Origin of the sequence: Brevibacillus brevis (genome assembly GCF_900637055.1) — a bacterium.
Classification (GTDB): domain Bacteria; phylum Bacillota; class Bacilli; order Brevibacillales; family Brevibacillaceae; genus Brevibacillus; species Brevibacillus brevis.
Genome location: NZ_LR134338.1, coordinates 685454 through 702129 on the forward strand (window position 1 = coordinate 685454; position 16676 = coordinate 702129).

The 16676-nt window shown below is 48.5% G+C and carries 18 protein-coding genes; 6 read left to right on the top strand and 12 right to left on the bottom strand.

What is annotated here, in order from left to right; all coding sequences use genetic code 11:
- Positions 1-12: 12 nt before the first annotated feature.
- Together EL268_RS03670 and EL268_RS03675 are read right to left on the bottom strand one after the other, a co-directional pair.
- Positions 13-1635, bottom strand: coding sequence for a response regulator (locus tag EL268_RS03670; protein ID WP_106657346.1), 1623 nt, complete (start codon positions 1633-1635; stop codon positions 13-15).
- A gap of 112 nt (positions 1636-1747) precedes the next feature.
- A complete protein-coding gene (locus EL268_RS03675) occupies positions 1748-2227 on the bottom strand; it encodes a hypothetical protein (RefSeq protein WP_106657347.1) in 480 nt (159 codons plus the stop codon).
- A gap of 78 nt (positions 2228-2305) precedes the next feature.
- Here EL268_RS03675 and EL268_RS03680 point away from each other — a divergent pair, with 78 nt between their 5' ends.
- The gene (locus EL268_RS03680) at positions 2306-2509 is read left to right on the top strand and encodes a YwbE family protein (RefSeq protein ID WP_106657348.1); all 204 of its coding nucleotides are present in this window, start codon (positions 2306-2308) and stop codon (positions 2507-2509) included.
- A 53-nt stretch (positions 2510-2562) separates the two neighbouring features.
- Here the strand turns inward: EL268_RS03680 and EL268_RS03685 are convergent, their stop codons facing one another.
- The 3 genes from EL268_RS03685 to EL268_RS03695 all read right to left on the bottom strand — a co-directional run bounded on the left by EL268_RS03685 (position 2563) and on the right by EL268_RS03695 (position 4423).
- A complete protein-coding gene (locus EL268_RS03685) occupies positions 2563-2988 on the bottom strand; it encodes an NUDIX domain-containing protein (RefSeq protein ID WP_106657349.1) in 426 nt (141 codons plus the stop codon).
- Positions 2989-3101: 113 nt separating this feature from the next.
- Entirely contained in the window at positions 3102-3659 is a 558-nt protein-coding gene (locus EL268_RS03690; protein WP_106657350.1) for a cysteine hydrolase family protein, read from the bottom strand.
- A 215-nt stretch (positions 3660-3874) separates the two neighbouring features.
- The gene (locus EL268_RS03695; RefSeq protein ID WP_088909459.1) at positions 3875-4423 is read right to left on the bottom strand and encodes a GbsR/MarR family transcriptional regulator; all 549 of its coding nucleotides are present in this window, start codon (positions 4421-4423) and stop codon (positions 3875-3877) included.
- A 260-nt stretch (positions 4424-4683) separates the two neighbouring features.
- Between EL268_RS03695 and EL268_RS03700 the strand changes: the two genes are divergently transcribed.
- The 3 genes from EL268_RS03700 to EL268_RS03710 are packed head-to-tail and all read left to right on the top strand — an operon-like array spanning position 4684 to position 7696.
- Entirely contained in the window at positions 4684-5910 is a 1227-nt protein-coding gene (locus tag EL268_RS03700) for a quaternary amine ABC transporter ATP-binding protein (RefSeq protein ID WP_106657351.1), read from the top strand.
- Positions 5907-6752, top strand: a complete 846-nt coding sequence (locus EL268_RS03705; RefSeq protein ID WP_106657352.1) for an ABC transporter permease — start codon at positions 5907-5909, stop codon at positions 6750-6752. Before EL268_RS03700 ends, EL268_RS03705 begins: the two co-directional genes overlap by 4 nt.
- A 17-nt stretch (positions 6753-6769) precedes the next feature.
- Positions 6770-7696, top strand: a complete 927-nt coding sequence (locus EL268_RS03710) for a glycine betaine ABC transporter substrate-binding protein (RefSeq protein ID WP_106657372.1) — start codon at positions 6770-6772, stop codon at positions 7694-7696.
- A 54-nt stretch (positions 7697-7750) separates the two neighbouring features.
- Here the strand turns inward: EL268_RS03710 and EL268_RS33190 are convergent, their stop codons facing one another.
- The 5 genes from EL268_RS33190 to EL268_RS03730 all read right to left on the bottom strand — a co-directional run bounded on the left by EL268_RS33190 (position 7751) and on the right by EL268_RS03730 (position 11952).
- The gene (locus EL268_RS33190; protein WP_307724184.1) at positions 7751-8068 is read right to left on the bottom strand and encodes a DUF1214 domain-containing protein; all 318 of its coding nucleotides are present in this window, start codon (positions 8066-8068) and stop codon (positions 7751-7753) included.
- Positions 8007-8519: a DUF1254 domain-containing protein gene (locus EL268_RS03715; protein WP_232030244.1), complete on the bottom strand. Its 513-nt coding sequence runs from the start codon at positions 8517-8519 to the stop codon at positions 8007-8009. Before EL268_RS03715 ends, EL268_RS33190 begins: the two co-directional genes overlap by 62 nt.
- Before the next feature lie 106 nt (positions 8520-8625).
- On the bottom strand, positions 8626-9372 hold the full coding sequence (locus EL268_RS03720; RefSeq protein WP_106657353.1) for a hypothetical protein: 747 nt from the start codon (positions 9370-9372) through the stop codon (positions 8626-8628).
- Between the two features lie 173 nt (positions 9373-9545).
- Positions 9546-11024, bottom strand: coding sequence for an amidase (locus EL268_RS03725; protein WP_106657354.1), 1479 nt, complete (start codon positions 11022-11024; stop codon positions 9546-9548).
- A gap of 79 nt (positions 11025-11103) precedes the next feature.
- A complete protein-coding gene (locus EL268_RS03730) occupies positions 11104-11952 on the bottom strand; it encodes a helix-turn-helix domain-containing protein (protein ID WP_232030246.1) in 849 nt (282 codons plus the stop codon).
- Between the two features lie 131 nt (positions 11953-12083).
- On the opposite strand from EL268_RS03730, the gene EL268_RS03735 reads away from it, so the two are divergent.
- On the top strand, positions 12084-12695 hold the full coding sequence (locus tag EL268_RS03735; protein ID WP_106657356.1) for a DedA family protein: 612 nt from the start codon (positions 12084-12086) through the stop codon (positions 12693-12695).
- A gap of 9 nt (positions 12696-12704) precedes the next feature.
- Here EL268_RS03735 and EL268_RS03740 read toward each other — a convergent pair whose 3' ends face one another.
- Entirely contained in the window at positions 12705-14246 is a 1542-nt protein-coding gene (locus tag EL268_RS03740; protein WP_106657357.1) for a vWA domain-containing protein, read from the bottom strand.
- A 155-nt stretch (positions 14247-14401) separates the two neighbouring features.
- Positions 14402-15361 (bottom strand): alpha-helical endospore appendage domain-containing protein, encoded by a 960-nt coding sequence (locus EL268_RS03745; protein WP_115984486.1) that lies wholly within the window; start codon positions 15359-15361, stop codon positions 14402-14404.
- Positions 15362-15608: 247 nt separating this feature from the next.
- On the opposite strand from EL268_RS03745, the gene EL268_RS03750 reads away from it, so the two are divergent.
- Positions 15609-16673 (top strand): AAA family ATPase, encoded by a 1065-nt coding sequence (locus tag EL268_RS03750; protein WP_106657359.1) that lies wholly within the window; start codon positions 15609-15611, stop codon positions 16671-16673.
- The last annotated feature ends 3 nt before the right edge of the window (positions 16674-16676 follow it).

Here is a 16676-nt window from a genome sequence, read left to right on the forward strand (position 1 = left end):
CTTGCTACCTCCTTACAACATTCGCTTAACCAGTCGCATAATGCGAGCCTCCAGTTCGCGTGTACGAAATGGCTTGGTCATATAGTCGTCAGCACCGAGCTGAAGGGCTCGGACAATGTCTTGCTCTTCAGTACGACCTGTCAGCATAATCACCGTATATTTCTTGGCATTCGGCAAATTCCGGATTTTCTGGAGAACCTCGAGGCCATCCATCTGTGGCATCATCCCGTCTAAAATGACGAGATATGGCTCTTGTCCCTGATGCCAGGTGGAGTCGAAGAAAGCTGCTCCTTCTTCGTAAGTCTGGATGTCGACGTGCATCCAACCGTCAAAACTGGTTTGGATGGAATCGGCCAGCATCACGCGAATCATTGGATCATCATCAATAATGGCGACCTTCAGTTTTACCTTGGGGGAGTCATGCGTCTCTGTGATTTGAGCGGTTTCAATCCGGCGCCGCCCCGCATTTTTCGCAGCATACAAAGCCGTGTCCGCAGCTTCTACCCAATACGTATGCGGTTTATGAGGATCATCTACTTGTACGATTCCACCGGAAAAGCTCAAAGAAAACGTTCCTTCAGGAGCTTCGAACGCAAGCGAACAAAAAGCAGACAGCATCTGCTCCAGGCGCATCTTTCCAATTTGTACACTCGTACGCGGCATCAGCAGGATAAATTCCTCTCCGCCGTACCGGAATAATACATCCTGTTTTTCGGCGCTCTGCCCGATGAAAGCAGCAAAACGAGTCAGCACCTCGTCGCCGATCAGATGCCCGTATGTATCATTGACCCCTTTGAAAAAATCGATATCCAAAAATGCCAGTGAGAAGGGGGGGTTGGTTCGCTGGGCATCAGAAAGAAGCCGTTGGTACGTATCAACAAAAGAATTGCGATTGTTGACACCCGTAAGCTCGTCCAAAAACAAGATACTGTTCATCCAGCGCTTCCGGCGAAGCTGGCGTTCGAGGCGTACGACCAGCTCTTCCATATCAAGCGGTTTGCACATGACGTCATCTGCGCCCAAACGATAGGCATTCAGACGGGTCTCCCGTTCGCAATCGATGCTGATGATGGTCGTAGGCACGTATTGCTTCTTTATTTTTTCGCTGATCGTCTGCATCACTTGGAAGCCGCCTGTTTCCGGGATGTTCAAATCCAGAATGAAGCAGTCAGGATTTATGTCGTGAAAATAGTCGAGAGCCTTATGAGGATAGACCGTTGCGATAACAGACCAATTGCGTTTTTCTAAATATTCCTTTAGATACATAAGCAGGGTGACGTCATCATCCAGGATGAGGACCAAAGGTTGTTGCTCACAAGGGGTTTCCCGTTGAAGAGTGGAGTTCTCGATGAAAACTTCCGGTTCGGATCGCTGTTCGTAGCATAAGGTGATCAACTCTTGCAAAAACACTCGCCATTCACCGAGCGACCATTCCTTTACAGGCATGTCATCCATTCGATCCAGAAGGATCTGAGACAGATCAGACAAGTCGGTCAATCCAATTGTCCCGGATGTCCCCTTCAACGAATGAAGAAAGCGATATAACTCTTCATGAGAGACGGGAGACTTCTGGGCATACCACGCCTCAATCTGTTTATGGATATTTGTAAGAAGTGTATCTCTGTACTTGATCATGTCGCATCGTCCCCCTGTGTTGGGATGGCGCAAGCAGTCGGATCGCTTGCGCCAATTTGATCAAAACGTCTACGATTTGGTATGGTACATGTAGCAGGGAGGAGGAAGGGCTTTATTGTTGCAGGGAAAATCCTTCTTCAATCAAATACTGCTCCGCTTCCACGTACGATTCAAAGGAAGCTTCCAGGTTCATCCCGTGGTATACGTTCCACAGCGCGTCTTCCTGTTGCAGCAAGAGCGTGCGGTTTTGGTTGTCAATCCATGTTTGCTCCAATTGTTCAGCTGCACTCGCAGCTTTTGGAGCTGGTTCACGTTTCACGGAGAGGGATTGGATCGAAGCCTCGACTACCTTGCGCAGCTCGTCCGCCGAGAAATCACGGATGTTGACATAGCCCTTGTCGTCTTTTTGGTAGCCCTTCAAAAACGCGGCAAACACAAAGCCGTTGCCGTTCGGATGCAGATGATAGACGACTGTCTTTTTGTCATGAAGGCTTTCCTCATAATGAAAATTAACCCGTTTCAGGGAGACGTCATTCCGAGTCAGTTGTGGAAAAGATTCAATAATCGCTAGTTTTTCTTCAAAAGTAAGCATGGATTCCTCCGGTGAGATGGATTTGTTTGTCGATTATATCATAGGTGGGACATAGAACGAAAAAAGGAGAAGGGAAAAATGAACGGAAAAAACCGAAAAGACATCACAGCGGGTCTTGAAGTAGACATTGTATTGAAACCGGACCAACGCACGGGCAAGCGCACCCGTGGGATTGTCAAGGATATCCTGACGAATTCCAGTATACATCCACATGGAATCAAGGTTCGTTTGACGGATGGACAAGTGGGCAGAGTGCAAGAGATTATCAAAAAAGGGGAGTAATCTTCTTCAAGAAAAAACGGACAGGCCACATGGGCAACTGTCCGTTTTGTTTTTCATGAACGGTTCCGGTTTTGCAAATGCTCGATAGCTGGTACGGCGAAGCAAGCCAGATTCGACGGAAGTGCATCGAGTGAAAACCAGCGCATGTCTCCAATCGCCCCGCCTTCCTCTAAATTGCGTGCTTCTCCACTCAGGATTGTGACTTCGTAAATGACCGAAACCCAATGCTCGGCACTTTCCGGGCGGATGGTTTCTGCGGTGCACAGCAGGGCCTTTACCTCGACATCGAGATTGACTTCTTCTTTGATTTCACGGATGACACTCGTCTCCAGTTGTTCATAGGGATCAACTTTTCCCCCGGGAATGCTCCACGTATCTTTCTCTGGATCTCTGTTTCGTAAAACCAGCAAAAGCTCATTCTTGTCGTTTAGGATGACAGCTCCTACGCCCAATCTTGGTATAGCGATAGTAGTCGACATGGTTTCTCCTTCGATAGGCAGATTCGTTTCTTCTATTATAGCAAGGTCCAATCGTAAGCAGGACAAAACAAGAAACCGCCTGAAGAGACGGTTTCGAGAAGTTCAGCAAAACGTTAGCGGTAAGAATCATGGGTAGGCGCGAAGACATCCTCTGTTGATTCCCGCACCAAAATAAATGGCTCAATATTTCCCAATCCATGCAAGCACGTATTGTGATGGGCGATGATTTGTTCCGCTGACAGGGCCTTACTGTCCGATGTAGAGTGCCCGTCTTTGACAAGCGTTACATCATAGCCGAGTGTCGTCGCTTTGCGGCAGGCGCTGTCGATACAAAACTCGGTTTTGCAGCCCATGATGACGAGGTGGTTAATCCCGAGTGCTTGTAGCTTTTCGTGCAGGTCTGTTCCGTGAAACGAGTCTGTCGCCAGTTTTTGAATCACCGTTTCTGATGGCAGAGGGGCGATCTCAGGGTGAATGGCAAAGTCGTCCGAACCGACTTCTCCGACATCCGCATCCTGAACGTACAGCACAGGAATATCCTTGCTATAGGCATCTTCTCTTACTTTTTTCAATGTTTGGACAAGTGTAGCCGGCTGAAAAACAGGACCAAATTGCCCTTCGATAATACCTACCTGCGCATCAATAATCAGTAGAGCTGTTTTTCGAATCAATCCATTTCCTCCTAAGTGAAAGGGGGCTAGTGTTGGTGTTCCCCTTTTTGGTTGTTTGGTACACGCACAGCTTTATAAGAACGTTGATTCATGTCCTTTTTCATAACTGACCACTCCTTTCATCATAGAAGAGCGTGAATCCGCTCTGGATAATTGTACCACAAAAAAGACTCATTCCTATTGGAAGGAACGAGTCTTTTTCGATCGCGAACTTCTTATGATTCATTTTCCTTTTTCGGTACAAACTGAAAGATATCATGTGATTCGAAGGAGTCGATCAACCGGGACAGCCACAAATAATATTCCAAACCATTTTCAATGCGCTTGATACTAAGTTCCACACGCTCACTGACTTCTTCCGTAAGCTCTTCGGATTGCTGGAGAGCGCGAAGCTCAAGGAGCGACTTTTTCAACGCATGTACATTATGTTCACAGGCGTGTCTCCACTTCACGGAAAAGAGGTCGATGAAGTTCTGGTACCAATCCAGATTGACCTCGTAATGATCCTTCCGTGTCCCTTTTTTCCATATCTTTTCTACCATATTTAAGTCCATCAATGTGCGGACGCCGGTGCTCATGCTGGTTTTGCTCATGCCCAGTGCTTCGCCCATCTCATCGAGTGTCATTGACTTGTCCTGAAAGAGCAATGTGCCATACAGCAGTCCCGTTGACATGGTAATTCCATACAGATCCATGTTGCGAGCCAGCGTTTCAATCACGCGTTCCTGAGCTTTTTCGAGGATTTTTTCCTGATTGGTATCCATTTTGAAAAAAGCAGCTCCTCTAGTCATAGTAACCTGACTAGAATTGTACGTCTCCAAAAGCAAAAAGTAAATGGAGATGTTGTACAGTATATACGTGATAAACTGAGAATACAGGAAGTAAAGTACGTAAAGTTTTTTCTGAACGCTGAAAATGGCGGATTATCATGCCTCACCCAGTTTGAGGTAAAAAAAATGGCTGGTTACAATTGTAAGGGTAAAGAACAGTCCGGATGCCGGGCGTAAAAGTTGGAGGTGAACATATGCCCAAGATCAAAGTAGAGAATTTGACCAAAATCTTTGGACGCCAACCCCAACGCGCATTGTCCCAGGTGAAGCAGGGGAAGACCAAGCAAGAAATATTGAAGGAAACGGGTCTTACCCTTGGGGTGAATCAAGCGAGTTTTGAGGTGCATGCAGGCGAAATTTTCGTCATCATGGGGCTTTCGGGAAGCGGGAAGTCGACCTTGGTTCGATTGTTGAATCGGTTGATTGAACCGACAGAAGGCAGAATCCTGATTGACGGTACGGATATCGTCAGTATGAACACCGAGCAGTTACAGGATGTAAGAAGAAAGAAACTGGGCATGGTATTTCAAAAGTTCGCCTTGTTCCCTCACAGGACGGTACTTGAAAATGCGGAGTACGGCTTGGAGATTCAAGGGATGCCAAAGGCCGAGCGTGAGGCAAAAGCGAAAAAGTCACTCGCACTCGTCGGACTCGGCGGTTGGGAAGCAAGCTACCCGGATCAGCTGAGTGGCGGGATGCAGCAGCGTGTGGGGCTGGCCCGTGCGCTCGCGAATGAGCCCGATGTGCTGTTGATGGATGAGGCATTCAGTGCCTTGGACCCGTTAATTCGCAAGGACATGCAGGATGAGCTGTTGGAACTGCAAAGCACCATGCAGAAGACCATTATTTTCATTACGCATGATCTGGACGAAGCATTGAAGATCGGGGATCGGATCGCTTTGATGAAAGACGGTGCGATCGTGCAAATCGGCTCGCCGGAAGAAATCATGACCAATCCGGCAAACGAATACGTAGAGCGCTTCGTAGAGGATGTGGATCGTTCCAAGGTATTGTCCGCTGAAAAAGTCATGAAGCGGGCAGAGACGATCACTCTGGACAAAGGGCCTCGCGTCGCACTGCAAATGATGCGTGAGCGTGGTGTTTCCAGTTTGTACGTGGTGGATAAACGAAAAACATTGCTGGGTGTGCTGACGGCAGACGCGGTAAACGGAGCCAAGGAAGCAGGACAGTCGCTGGAATCCGTGCTGCGAACGGAGGTACCGACTGTCGGACCGCAGACACTTCTCAATGAGATGTTTGACCTTGTTGCGTTTTCGGATATTCCAGTGGCGGTTATCGGGGAACAAAATCGTCTCCTGGGCGTGATTGTAAAAGGAGCCGTCTTGGGTGGGTTGGCAGGAAAAGTAAATCAACAAGTTCCAGAGCCAACGAATGAAGAGGGGCAGGTGAATCCATCATGAGTCAAAATCAACTATTTCCGAAGCTGCCGCTCGACAGTTGGGTAGAAACGATTGTAGATGGACTGGAAGAGAATTTGGGCTTCTTGTTCGACTTCATATCAGCTGGAATCGGTGGAACCGTTGACTTGTTTTCGTGGATTCTAACAGGAATCCCGTTTTGGGTCCTGATCATTTTGTTTACGCTGCTGGCTTATCGGGCTGGCAAAGTGGCAATTGCTCTTTTTACCTTCATTGGACTTCTTCTGATTCAGAATCTGGGTTATTGGGAGCATTCAATGGAAACACTTGCGCTGGTATTGACGGCAGGGCTGATCTCGGTGATTATCGGGATTCCCGTCGGTATCTGGTGCGCGAAGAATGATTCCGTGCAAAAGGTCGTCACACCACTGCTTGATTTCATGCAGACGATGCCGGCGTTTGTGTACTTGATTCCCGCCATCTTTTTCTTCGGGCTCGGAAAAGTACCGGGGGTTATCGCTTCTGTCATTTTTGCGATGCCACCGACGATTCGTCTGACCAACTTGGGAATTCGACAAGTTCCAGCCGATCTGATCGAGGCTTCTGAAGCGTTCGGTTCTACCTACTGGCAAAAGCTGACGAAGGTACAGCTGCCGATTGCCAAGACGACAATGATGGCGGGGATTAACCAGAGCATTATGCTCGCGCTGTCCATGGTCGTCATTGCCTCGATGATTGGGGCGAAAGGCTTGGGGGCGGACGTGTATCGTGCCGTAACACAGATCAAGATCGGTGAAGGTTTTGAGGCGGGTCTGGCCATCGTTATTTTGGCGATTCTGTTAGATCGTCTCACGCAAAGTGTTGGAAAGAGAAAAAACGCGTAGGAGGGGTTTTCATGAAAATGAAAAAAGGCGCCTTGAAAGGGCTGGCAGTCGCACTCGGACTCAGCATGGTGATGGCAGGATGTTCAACCGCGGGAACACCGCAGGGAAATCAGCCTGCAGAGGGAAATGCGGGTACGTCTGCACCGAATAGCGTTGGAGCACAAGTGGATCATAAAATTATCGGAATCGATCCGGGCGCTGGTCTGATGAAAGCGACGGAAAAAGCCATGAAAGACTACGATCTGAAAGATTGGGAACTGGTAGAGGGCTCTAGTGCAGCGATGACGGCAGCACTGACACAAGCCTACAAAGACAAAAAGCCGATTATCGTGACAGGCTGGACACCTCACTGGATGTTCTCCAAGTTCGAGATGAAATATCTCGAAGACCCGAAAGGCGTCTTCGGGAAGGATGAACAGATTCATACCATCGTACGCAAAGGACTGAAGGAGGAGCACCCAAGCGCGTATGCGTTCCTCGACAAGTTTTCGTGGACACCTGCGGACATGGAAAAAGTGATGCTCGATATCGAGAGCGGCAAAAAGCCGGAAGAGGCAGCAGCCGAATGGGTGAAAAACAATGAGGCTACCGTCAACAAGTGGGTAGAAGGCATCCAGCCTGCAGAAGGCAAAAAATTGACGCTCGCCTACGTCGCGTGGGATTCTGAGATCGCCAGCACAAATGTGGTGAAGACGGTTCTGGAGCAAAAGCTGAAATACCAGGTGGAAATGAGCCAAGTAGAAGCTGGCCCAATGTGGGTCGGTGTATCGAACGGCGATGTGGATGGAATGGTAGCAGCTTGGCTGCCAACCACGCACGCTGACTACATGGAAAAGCTGGGGAAAGACGTAGAGGACCTCGGTCCGAATCTGCAAGGAACCAAGCTGGGCTTGGCTGTTCCAACCTATATGGAGATCAACTCCATTGAAGATTTGAAGAAGTAACAGACTCAATACAGAAGGCACTGCTCACGATGGGGCGGTGCCTTTTTCGTTGTGTTAAGGTATTGGGTTGCTTTCCATGACAGCGGGCCAAGCGTGCTGTTTGTCCAGCGTTGCAGGCTCCGGTGCAAATATCCGCAAAACGAGATTAAACTCGCCTTCAGGGAGCGGGAGCCAGTTGCCTTCCTTGACTTTGGGCGGTTGCTGTTGCAAATACAGATCGAGGGAGCCATCCGGATTGTACGCAAGTGTTCCTGTATTGCTGCGAACCGATGCGCGATCGGCTGCTGTTTTGGCTAAAAACAGCTGGTTGTCATAGACGTTGATCGACCAGAAAGCAGACGTCTTGGGAAGCTGTTCCTTTGTAAAATGCAGCGTTTAGCTTTTGACTCCCGTAAGTGGTTTTCACGGTATAGTAGCGGTTTTGTGGATTGGCGGGGACAGTCAAGCGGACGGGCGTCTCTGACAAATCCAGCCATGCGCTCATATACAATGTATCGGAGTTCGGCGTCACGATATCCCGAAAAGCTGGGGAAGCGAGTGTGTCCGCATAATAAAACTGGTTGATCGGCGCCCGGTTTTTGACCATGGCTTCCATTGTTTTGGCGGACATCACTAATGGATAGCCGTAGATGTATGCTTGAATGCCGAGCGAGTAGGCAAGCCTCTCCTGCGAATGAAGAAACGACCTCGATTGGAAGAGAGGTGACTGTTGGGCAGATGGAGTGTTTGTTGTCTCTTTTGCAAACGATAGACCGGACAGGTGAAGCGTCATGCAAAGCAGGGAAACGATCAGTGTCAGGCGCTTTTTCAATAATGGAAGCATAAAGCCCCTCCTCATTACCAGAAATGGGGGTTCGCACTGGTAGTTTTCTTCATAGGGAAAGGGGCTTTATGCAAGGTAGGCTGGAATATTTCATTCCGGTTTTGTTCTAATTACAAGTTTGACATCCGGCAACAACTTCAATGCGAGTAGTTTTCGCTGTCAAATCGTTAGATAGGAGCCCGCTTTTTATCAGAAAATCCAACTGATCGCCGTTGCGAACTCTCTTACCAAGCATGTTTAGATCTTCGCTAAACGCACCTATTAATTTATCTTTGCTATCATACAGTAAAGCAATGGCGGTGATTTTATCGCCATCTACGTTTATATTGCTATTATTCGTCATTGTCCCCCTTACAAGGAGTTCAGAATCTGAAGGATCATACTCAAAGCCTACATTAGAGAGCTGTAGCTTTGTATATGTGCCATTGGATTCTTCTTTTTTGACAACCTGTGTAATTTCGGTACCTGAAAAATCTTCTGCGTAATCAATATAGCTCGGGATACTATCAAGTACTGCATATCCTACTTCACCTGGCTGGAGAAGATCGGGTACGATGTTAAAATGTTCTGCGTACTCTGTTCGTCCTTGAACAGAGTTAAATGTCGCTTTAAAGTCACTGACATGAACAGGGTATTTATTTTCGTTCTTGAAAACAAGTACAGTTTGACTTTGGACAAAACCCTCTCCCCAAACAAGGTCTATTTTATCGAGAATGGAAACCTGAGGATCTTGCTCTTCTTCGATAGCAACTGGCGTAGAGACGTAGACCGCATCGTCTTCTTCCTCCAAATATTCATCATAAACCATAATTCCAATAATGATTAACAATACAACAATGATCGCGTTTTTCATGAGAACCTCTTTTCTGCTTAGATAGTTGAATTTCTAATATAACCTCTTGCTAATATGCTTATCGGTCATCAGGAATAAAAAATATAGCTTATGTAAAAGAAAAACTGCGCCGGAAGCTTTGTGCTTTCGACGCAGTTCGTATCAGGTTCCCCAGTAAAATTTTCATTGGCTAATCAATCTATTTCAGGCGCCTGCCACTCTGGGCAGGTCGTATACAATTTCGACGCTCCCTGTAGCAATTCCCTATCACGCCATCGCTTGCCCACACACTGTATGCCGATAGGAAGACCTTGCTCATCAAAACCGATCGGCATCGTCACGACCGGACTTCCTGTGACATTAAACAGACTCGTATAAAAAGTCGTAGCGGCCCAGTAGTTTTGCGGGTTCTCGTCTACGTACAGCGGTTTGGTGTATATCGGCTTGTAGCCCCACATTTTCGATTTTGCCATATGAGGAAAGGCTGTCGTGCAGCTGACCGGACACAAGAACAAGTCACAGTCTGCCATGAATTGCTCGAAGCTGCGAATGAGCTGCTCCCGAATGGTTAAGACTCGCATGTAGTTTTTGAACGTCAACGGGATGAGCATGGTAGCCGTGGGAACCTGGCGATAAATCGGCATCGTAATGAGATGAGCATGAGCAAAACCGCGAATGAGTGGAGACGTCGTTGAGTTTAACTCCGCGTCGATGATTTTTCCCCATGTTTCCCAGGTTTTGCGTACATCCAAGGGCGGTGCCGTCACTTGTTCAACATGCATCCCTTGTTGCTCCAGCATTTTGACGAAGCGGCGCAACTGATCCCGAATGGCTCGACTCGTCGGGTAGCCGGGCAGCTCCTCCATCCAGCGAATGTGCAGGGGCTGCTCCTTTAGGGGAGGGGGCAAGACTTGTGGTCCATGAGGCAAGCCAGCATTGCCGGTTCCGCCACTCATGATGGAAAACGCCACTTCCAGGTCTTCGATCGAACGGGCTACAGGGCCATAGCAGGCCAGGTGACGAGACGATCTATAATCAGACATTCCTTCAAAGCCGGGCATGTGTCCTGTTGCCGGAACGGCTCCTTCTGTCGGCTTCAAGCTGAATACACCACAATAATGAGCAGGGACGCGCAACGATCCTCCGATGTCACTCCCGATATCCAAATAAGAAAGTCCCGCGGCAACCGCAGCTGCCGAGCCTCCGCTGCTACCTCCCGAAGTCCTCGCCTGATTCCACGGATTATTCGTCCGACCGTAAATATCGTTGTCTGTTTGGAGATCCATGAGCAGAGTAGAGACATTCGTTTTGCCAATCAAAACGGCTCCTGCCTGTTTCAGTCTGCGGACGATGGCTGCGTCATGTTGCGGAATGTAGCCTTTTAGAGGGGGGAAGCCAGAAGTAGTAGGGAGTCCGGCTGTGGCAAAGGAATCCTTGATTGTGATTGGCACCCCGTGAAGGGGCCCCCGAATATTGCCTTCCGCCATTTCTTTGTCCGCTTGCTTGGCGGATTCGAGAGCAGCCTGCTCGTCATAAGCGACGATAGCGTTCATTTTGCCATTAAGCGAGGCGATTCTTTTAAAGGTATGCCGGGTAGCTTCTTCGGCACTTATTTTACGCTCTCGAATCCATGTGCCCATCTCCGTTGCTGTCAAATAGGTCAGTTCTTTCATTCGATTCACTCCTTTTCACATGTCCAGCGTACGACAGGAAAACGAGGAAAACTTGATCGAAAATGCGAACTGCCATCAACTATTCTCGGGCTAGAACGGGTATATATATGAAGCAAAGCGAATCAGGATGGTCACTTCCAAGAAAGCGGTGGTCGTAGTATTCAAAATCGTATCGGGCATAAAGCTGGTCGGATGTGGCTGCGTGTGTCATCCAGCTCCCGTATATGTATTGATACGTCAGTTTGAGATTTTGCACCGATCCTTTGTGAGGGAAGACAAGATAACCAGATGCAGGCAGAGTGAGCAATTCCAATCCGTCTGTACCAACATGCTCCGTAGTGTGTATGCCAGCAAAATAGGCAAAGCTTAACGACAGCTCGAAAGCATCCGGGTAGCGAATGACCCCATATCGCTTCTGGTTTTTCTGCATGGAGATTTTCTGTCCCAAACGCTTCCAACAATGGACAATATCTGTTGTCAAACGGGTAGTGGAGGAGTAGCCTACCAGGTTCAGTTCTTCGTGGGCAGGGATGTAGACGGGCTCAATCGATTGCAGCTGAATATTTTCCAAATAAGGTAGCTCGATACGTTCCAGCATGGTGTACCGCGGCATTTTTCCTGATCGGCGAAGTGCAGAAGGAGGCAGACCAAAACGTTTCGTAAAGGCGCGAGTAAAGGCTTCGTGGGAATCAAAGCCATATGTAAAGGCGACTTCTGTCACGCTCTTTTGTTCGAGCGACAGCGCTTTGGCAGCTTCGGTCAAGCGTCTCTTCGAAATGTATTGGCCGACAGTTTCTCCTGTCACGTGAAAAAACAACCGTTGAAAATGGTACTTGGAATATCCGGCTGCTGAAGCCACTTCATCGAGTGTTACTTTTTCCGTTAACTGCTTTTCGATAAAAGAAAGGGCATATGTTATTTGTTCCATATAGTTCATGGCGTCACCTGAAAAAGGAAATAAGATCTTTTTAGGATACCATATGCCCTGGCCTGAATTTTTGTAAAAAAGCCAGAATGCCAAAGAATAGGGAGAGAATACAATGAAGTAGGACAACATTACTGGAGGTAGCCGTGGAGCAGCATCTGGATCTTTTTTTGATGAAATATGGATATGTCGGCATCTTTTTTTCGCTCACACTTGGTGTTGTAGGGCTCCCCATACCCGATGAGGTACTAATGACGTACGCTGGCTATGCGGTTTCCCGCGGTGTTTTGCACATGCCGTTTACGGTGCTGAGTGCCTTTTTGGGAGCGGCTGTAGGGATAACGATCAGCTATGCCGTCGCATGGAAGTGGGGACTGCCGCTGCTTCTGAAGGTTGGACCGTACTTGCATATTACACCGAAAAAAATAGAGTCGACCCAAAAGCTGTTTGCCAAGTACGGTCCATACCTGTTGCTCATCGGCTATTTTTTGCCTGGCGTCCGTCATATTACCGCCTATTTGGCAGGAGTCTCTGCGATGGGGTTTCGACGATTCGCCTTTTTTGCTTACGCCGGCGCATTTCTTTGGAGTGTCACGTTTTTACTGTTGGGACAGGCGCTTGAGAAAGAGTGGCTCAAGGTCGTCGTTTATATACGTCATTACGGCATCACATTTTTGCTAATCGGTTCGGCGATTGGCTTGATGGTCTATATTTGGATGAGGTACAGGCGCGACACCAGAGTCTAGGAACAAGCATTAGTTCCTGCTGATTGCCATGCTGTCTTTAACCAAACGGACAAATTCGAGCTGTTCCTCTCCGGTGGCTGTGGCTTCCGCCAGTTTGAGTACATCGGCAAGGGAACTTCTTTCGGCATACGGACTCTCCCGCAATATTTCCCCGTATTCTGCTACAGCAGCAAGGAACGCCACTTCTGGAGACAAGGCATTTTGCATCTTCACAGACTCGGAGATTTCCTCTACTTTTTGGGAAGAGGCATGATGATAGCGCACGCGAACCGTCCCGATATCTGCATGGGCAGGGGAAGCGAGCTTCACTTCATAAAGAGCGGTCACACTATGGCCAGCGCCGATCTCCCCCGCATCTGTCTTGTCGTTGCGAAAATCTTTGTCGCGGACATCGCGGTTCTCATAGCCGATCAAGCGATACGAGCCTACCTTCTTAGGGTCGAATTCCACCTGAATTTTTACGTCACGAGCGATCGTTTGGAGGGTGCCCGTCAATGATTCCGTAAAAATGCGGCGAGCCTCCGAAAACGTATCAATGTAGGCGTAGTTGCCTTCTCCTTTATTCGCCAGCTGCTCCATCAGAACATCATTATAGTTTCCCATGCCAAAGCCAAAGGTGCTCAAGTAAATGTCTTTTCGCGCATAGTCCTCGATCGAACGCAAAATGCCCTCGGCCCCTGTTTCTCCTACATTCGCCACCCCGTCGGAGCATAAAATCACCCTGTTAATGGCACTAGGCTTGAAGGAACGGGCCGCCATTTCATAACCGAGCACGAGCCCTTCTTCCGCATTGGTGGAGCCTTCGGGTTGCAGTTCATCGATGGCTGATAAAATCGCGTGTTTGTCTTCGGCAGAGGTTGGGGGCAAAAGAACGCGTCCCTCTGATCCGTAGACGACGATCCCTACTGAATCTGTAGGTTGGAGTTGATCGACAAGGACATGTAAGCTTTTTTTCACCAGTTCTAATCGGTTCTCCCGATTCATCGAGCCAGATACGTCAATGACAAAGACGAGATTAGCGGGCTTCCGCTCTTCTGCACTTAATTCCTTTCCTTTGATCCCGATTCGCACTACTTGAAGATTTTTTTGAAAGGGAGAGGGGCCACTATCGGCTTTGATCGCAAATGTCTGATTGGTAGGCGCGGGATACGAAGTGGGGAAGAAATTGATGAATTCCTCCACCCGAATGGCTTCAGCTGGCGGGAGAGTACCGTCTTTTATAAAATGGCGCATCATGGTGTAAGAGGCGGTGTCCACATCAGCGGCAAAAGTAGACAGGCGGTCCTTCGCCGTCGTGACAAATTGGTTGGTGCCGTAATCTTTGAAGTACATGTCATTGGGGAGGGGATCGGCCGATTTTTTCAGGGCGTAATCAGCTAGTTGGCTGGGAGGACTTGGACTGGAGGCTACCTGATTGTTTTGGCTTTGCGCAACAGATGCTGCTGGTTTGTTTCCGTTTTCGCTTCTTGATACGAACTGCTCGCTCGAGCTGCATCCGACCAAGGATACGACCAACATGGTGATGCCACTGGTTTTCACAATTTTTCTCATCTTTTTATTCCCCCTTTGCCTATGTGACGTGGTAAAAAAAGGAATGTTACATAAGGAGGAGTGCCGAGCTTGTCCGAAGTAAGAGCTTCACTCGCAACGACAGCCAGGATCGAGTCGTAGCTGTGCTCCGAGTGGCGTAATGATTTATGTTTGGTTTAGTCGGCAATCTTCACTAAAGTGAGGAAGCCGGTCACCGTCGTCGTTCCGTCTGCGAAGCTTTGCAAAAACTGGTCTGCGATACCTCCCATACGGAATATGTCTACGATGTCTCCTGCTACAAATCGGGTGAAAGAGGTAACCATACCGAATGAATTTCCATCCACTGCACTATCCGCACTGCTTGACGTTCCAGCAGATCCCGTAATATTGGTGCCATTCCTCCTGATAATGAATGACACTTCACTCTCCTGTGCAGTAGTAACACGATAGCTGATGAGGTAGATGCCGCTTGCAGGTACGGTCACTTGTCCGCCAGCGAGTAAAAAGCCAAGTGAATTGTCTGCATTCGATACATTAAGCGGGACGATCGTATTTGGCGAAATATCGATAGCGGAGGATAGCCAGAAGTTACCGAAAACACTGGAAATAGTCCCCGTCGCGCCTGTTACACCCGTGGCTCCTGTAGTACCAGTAACGCCTGTAGTACCTGTAGTACCTGTAGTACCTGTAGTACCTGTAGTACCTGTAGCGCCAGTAGCGCCAGTAGCGCCAGTAGCACCTGTTGCCCCTGTTGTTCCTGTTCCCACTCCGCCTGGTCCGGTTGCTCCTGGTAGTCCAGTCGCTCCAGTGGCTCCCGTTGGTCCTGTCAGACTCGCAATAAACGATGCTGTTAATACGGAATTCAGCTTGTTGTTCAGCAGAATGTCTTTCTTTGTGATCTCTTTGAGCGTATTTACTACGCTGGAATTCACGTTTAGCAAATCACTAATGGTTGCAGGGGGACCTGTCAATCCTGGAAGCGTACCAAGGACATATTGAAGCTTCTCCGCCTCTGCGTTAATGATATGGCTTAAACCAAGTTCCTCCAAAGCGAAGGATGCGAGTAGCAAGTTTACGACTTGGCTTTGTGTAATGGTAAACAGCGGTGTAATGCTGGGGATATTTGCTTGAGACAAATAAAACGTCCTCCTTTATTTATGTCTTTTCATCCTATTCCGATATCATGCATAAGGGAATTCGTCGGTTTTATTGTTTTTATTCAGGCACGGTTTACCATGCGGTGCCTTTCTTTCTTGCCCGTTATTCAATCTTCTTGTAATATTAGGAAATATTTGTGGTGTGACGGTCGCTCTAGTCAATGGAAATCCATCATGGAAAGAGGTAGATTGCTGCAAAAATCAATCAAACAAGAGAGGTTATGAAATGAATCTAGGAATTCAAGTAACGCAAAATCAACTGATGGATGTGCTGCTAAACGTTGCGGTAGCTCGTCCAGTATTTATTTGGGGCGCACCGGGTATCGGCAAGTCGTCTCTTGTCGAGGCGTTTGCTGAGCAGGTGGGCCTGCCTTGCGTATCGTTATTGGGTAGTCAGCTGGCACCTGAGGATATTATCGGTGTCCCACAGATCGTAGACGGGAAAAGCAGATTTTGCCCACCTGCGCAAATTGCGCGAGAAGAACCGTACTGCTTGTTTCTTGACGAATTGAATGCATGCTCGCAAGAAGTGCAAAAGGCGTTTTACAGTCTGATTCATGAGCGGAGAATCGGGGAGTACCATCTGCCAGAAGGGTCCATTGTGATTGGAGCAGGAAACCGTGCGCAGGATAGCGCGATTGTCAAACCGATGTCGTCTGCTCTGATCAACCGGATGTTCCATGTGCAATTGCTAGTCTCGTATGAACAATGGATGAATTGGGCGTACAGTAACGGCATCCATTCCTACGTGCTGCAATTTTTGGAGGTGCGCCCGGACTATTTGTGGTCGCAGCCACCGAAGAGCGAGGAACCGTTTTCTACTCCGCGTTCCTGGCACATGCTCTCTGATGCCCTGAACGAATTCGGTGAGAACTTGACGTCAGAGATGGTGGGGGTACTGGCCTTCGGATGCTTGACGCCCCAGCATGCTGCTCAATTTCGGGCTTTTCACAAGAACATTCAAGGCAAATACCAGCTCAACCGTATTTTGGAGGGAGAAGCTTCCTTCCCGACGGCTCCAGAGGATCGGGACGTACTGTATTTTCTGTCCGATTCATTCCGTTCGCAGATTAAAAAAGAACTGCCAGCGGATAAAGCCTCCTTGGGGGAGCAGCATAAACGGTTCGCGCACCGGGCGAAAGCTCTCTTGAAGGAGCTCTCTTCCATCTCTTTGGAAATGGCGCAAATGGTAGTCGCGCGGCACGAGGATGGCGACGGATTGCCAGATTGGTTCGTTGTGGAGGTCATTCGTGATTTACCGCGTCTGGCTATGGACAGGAAGGGAAAATAGCCA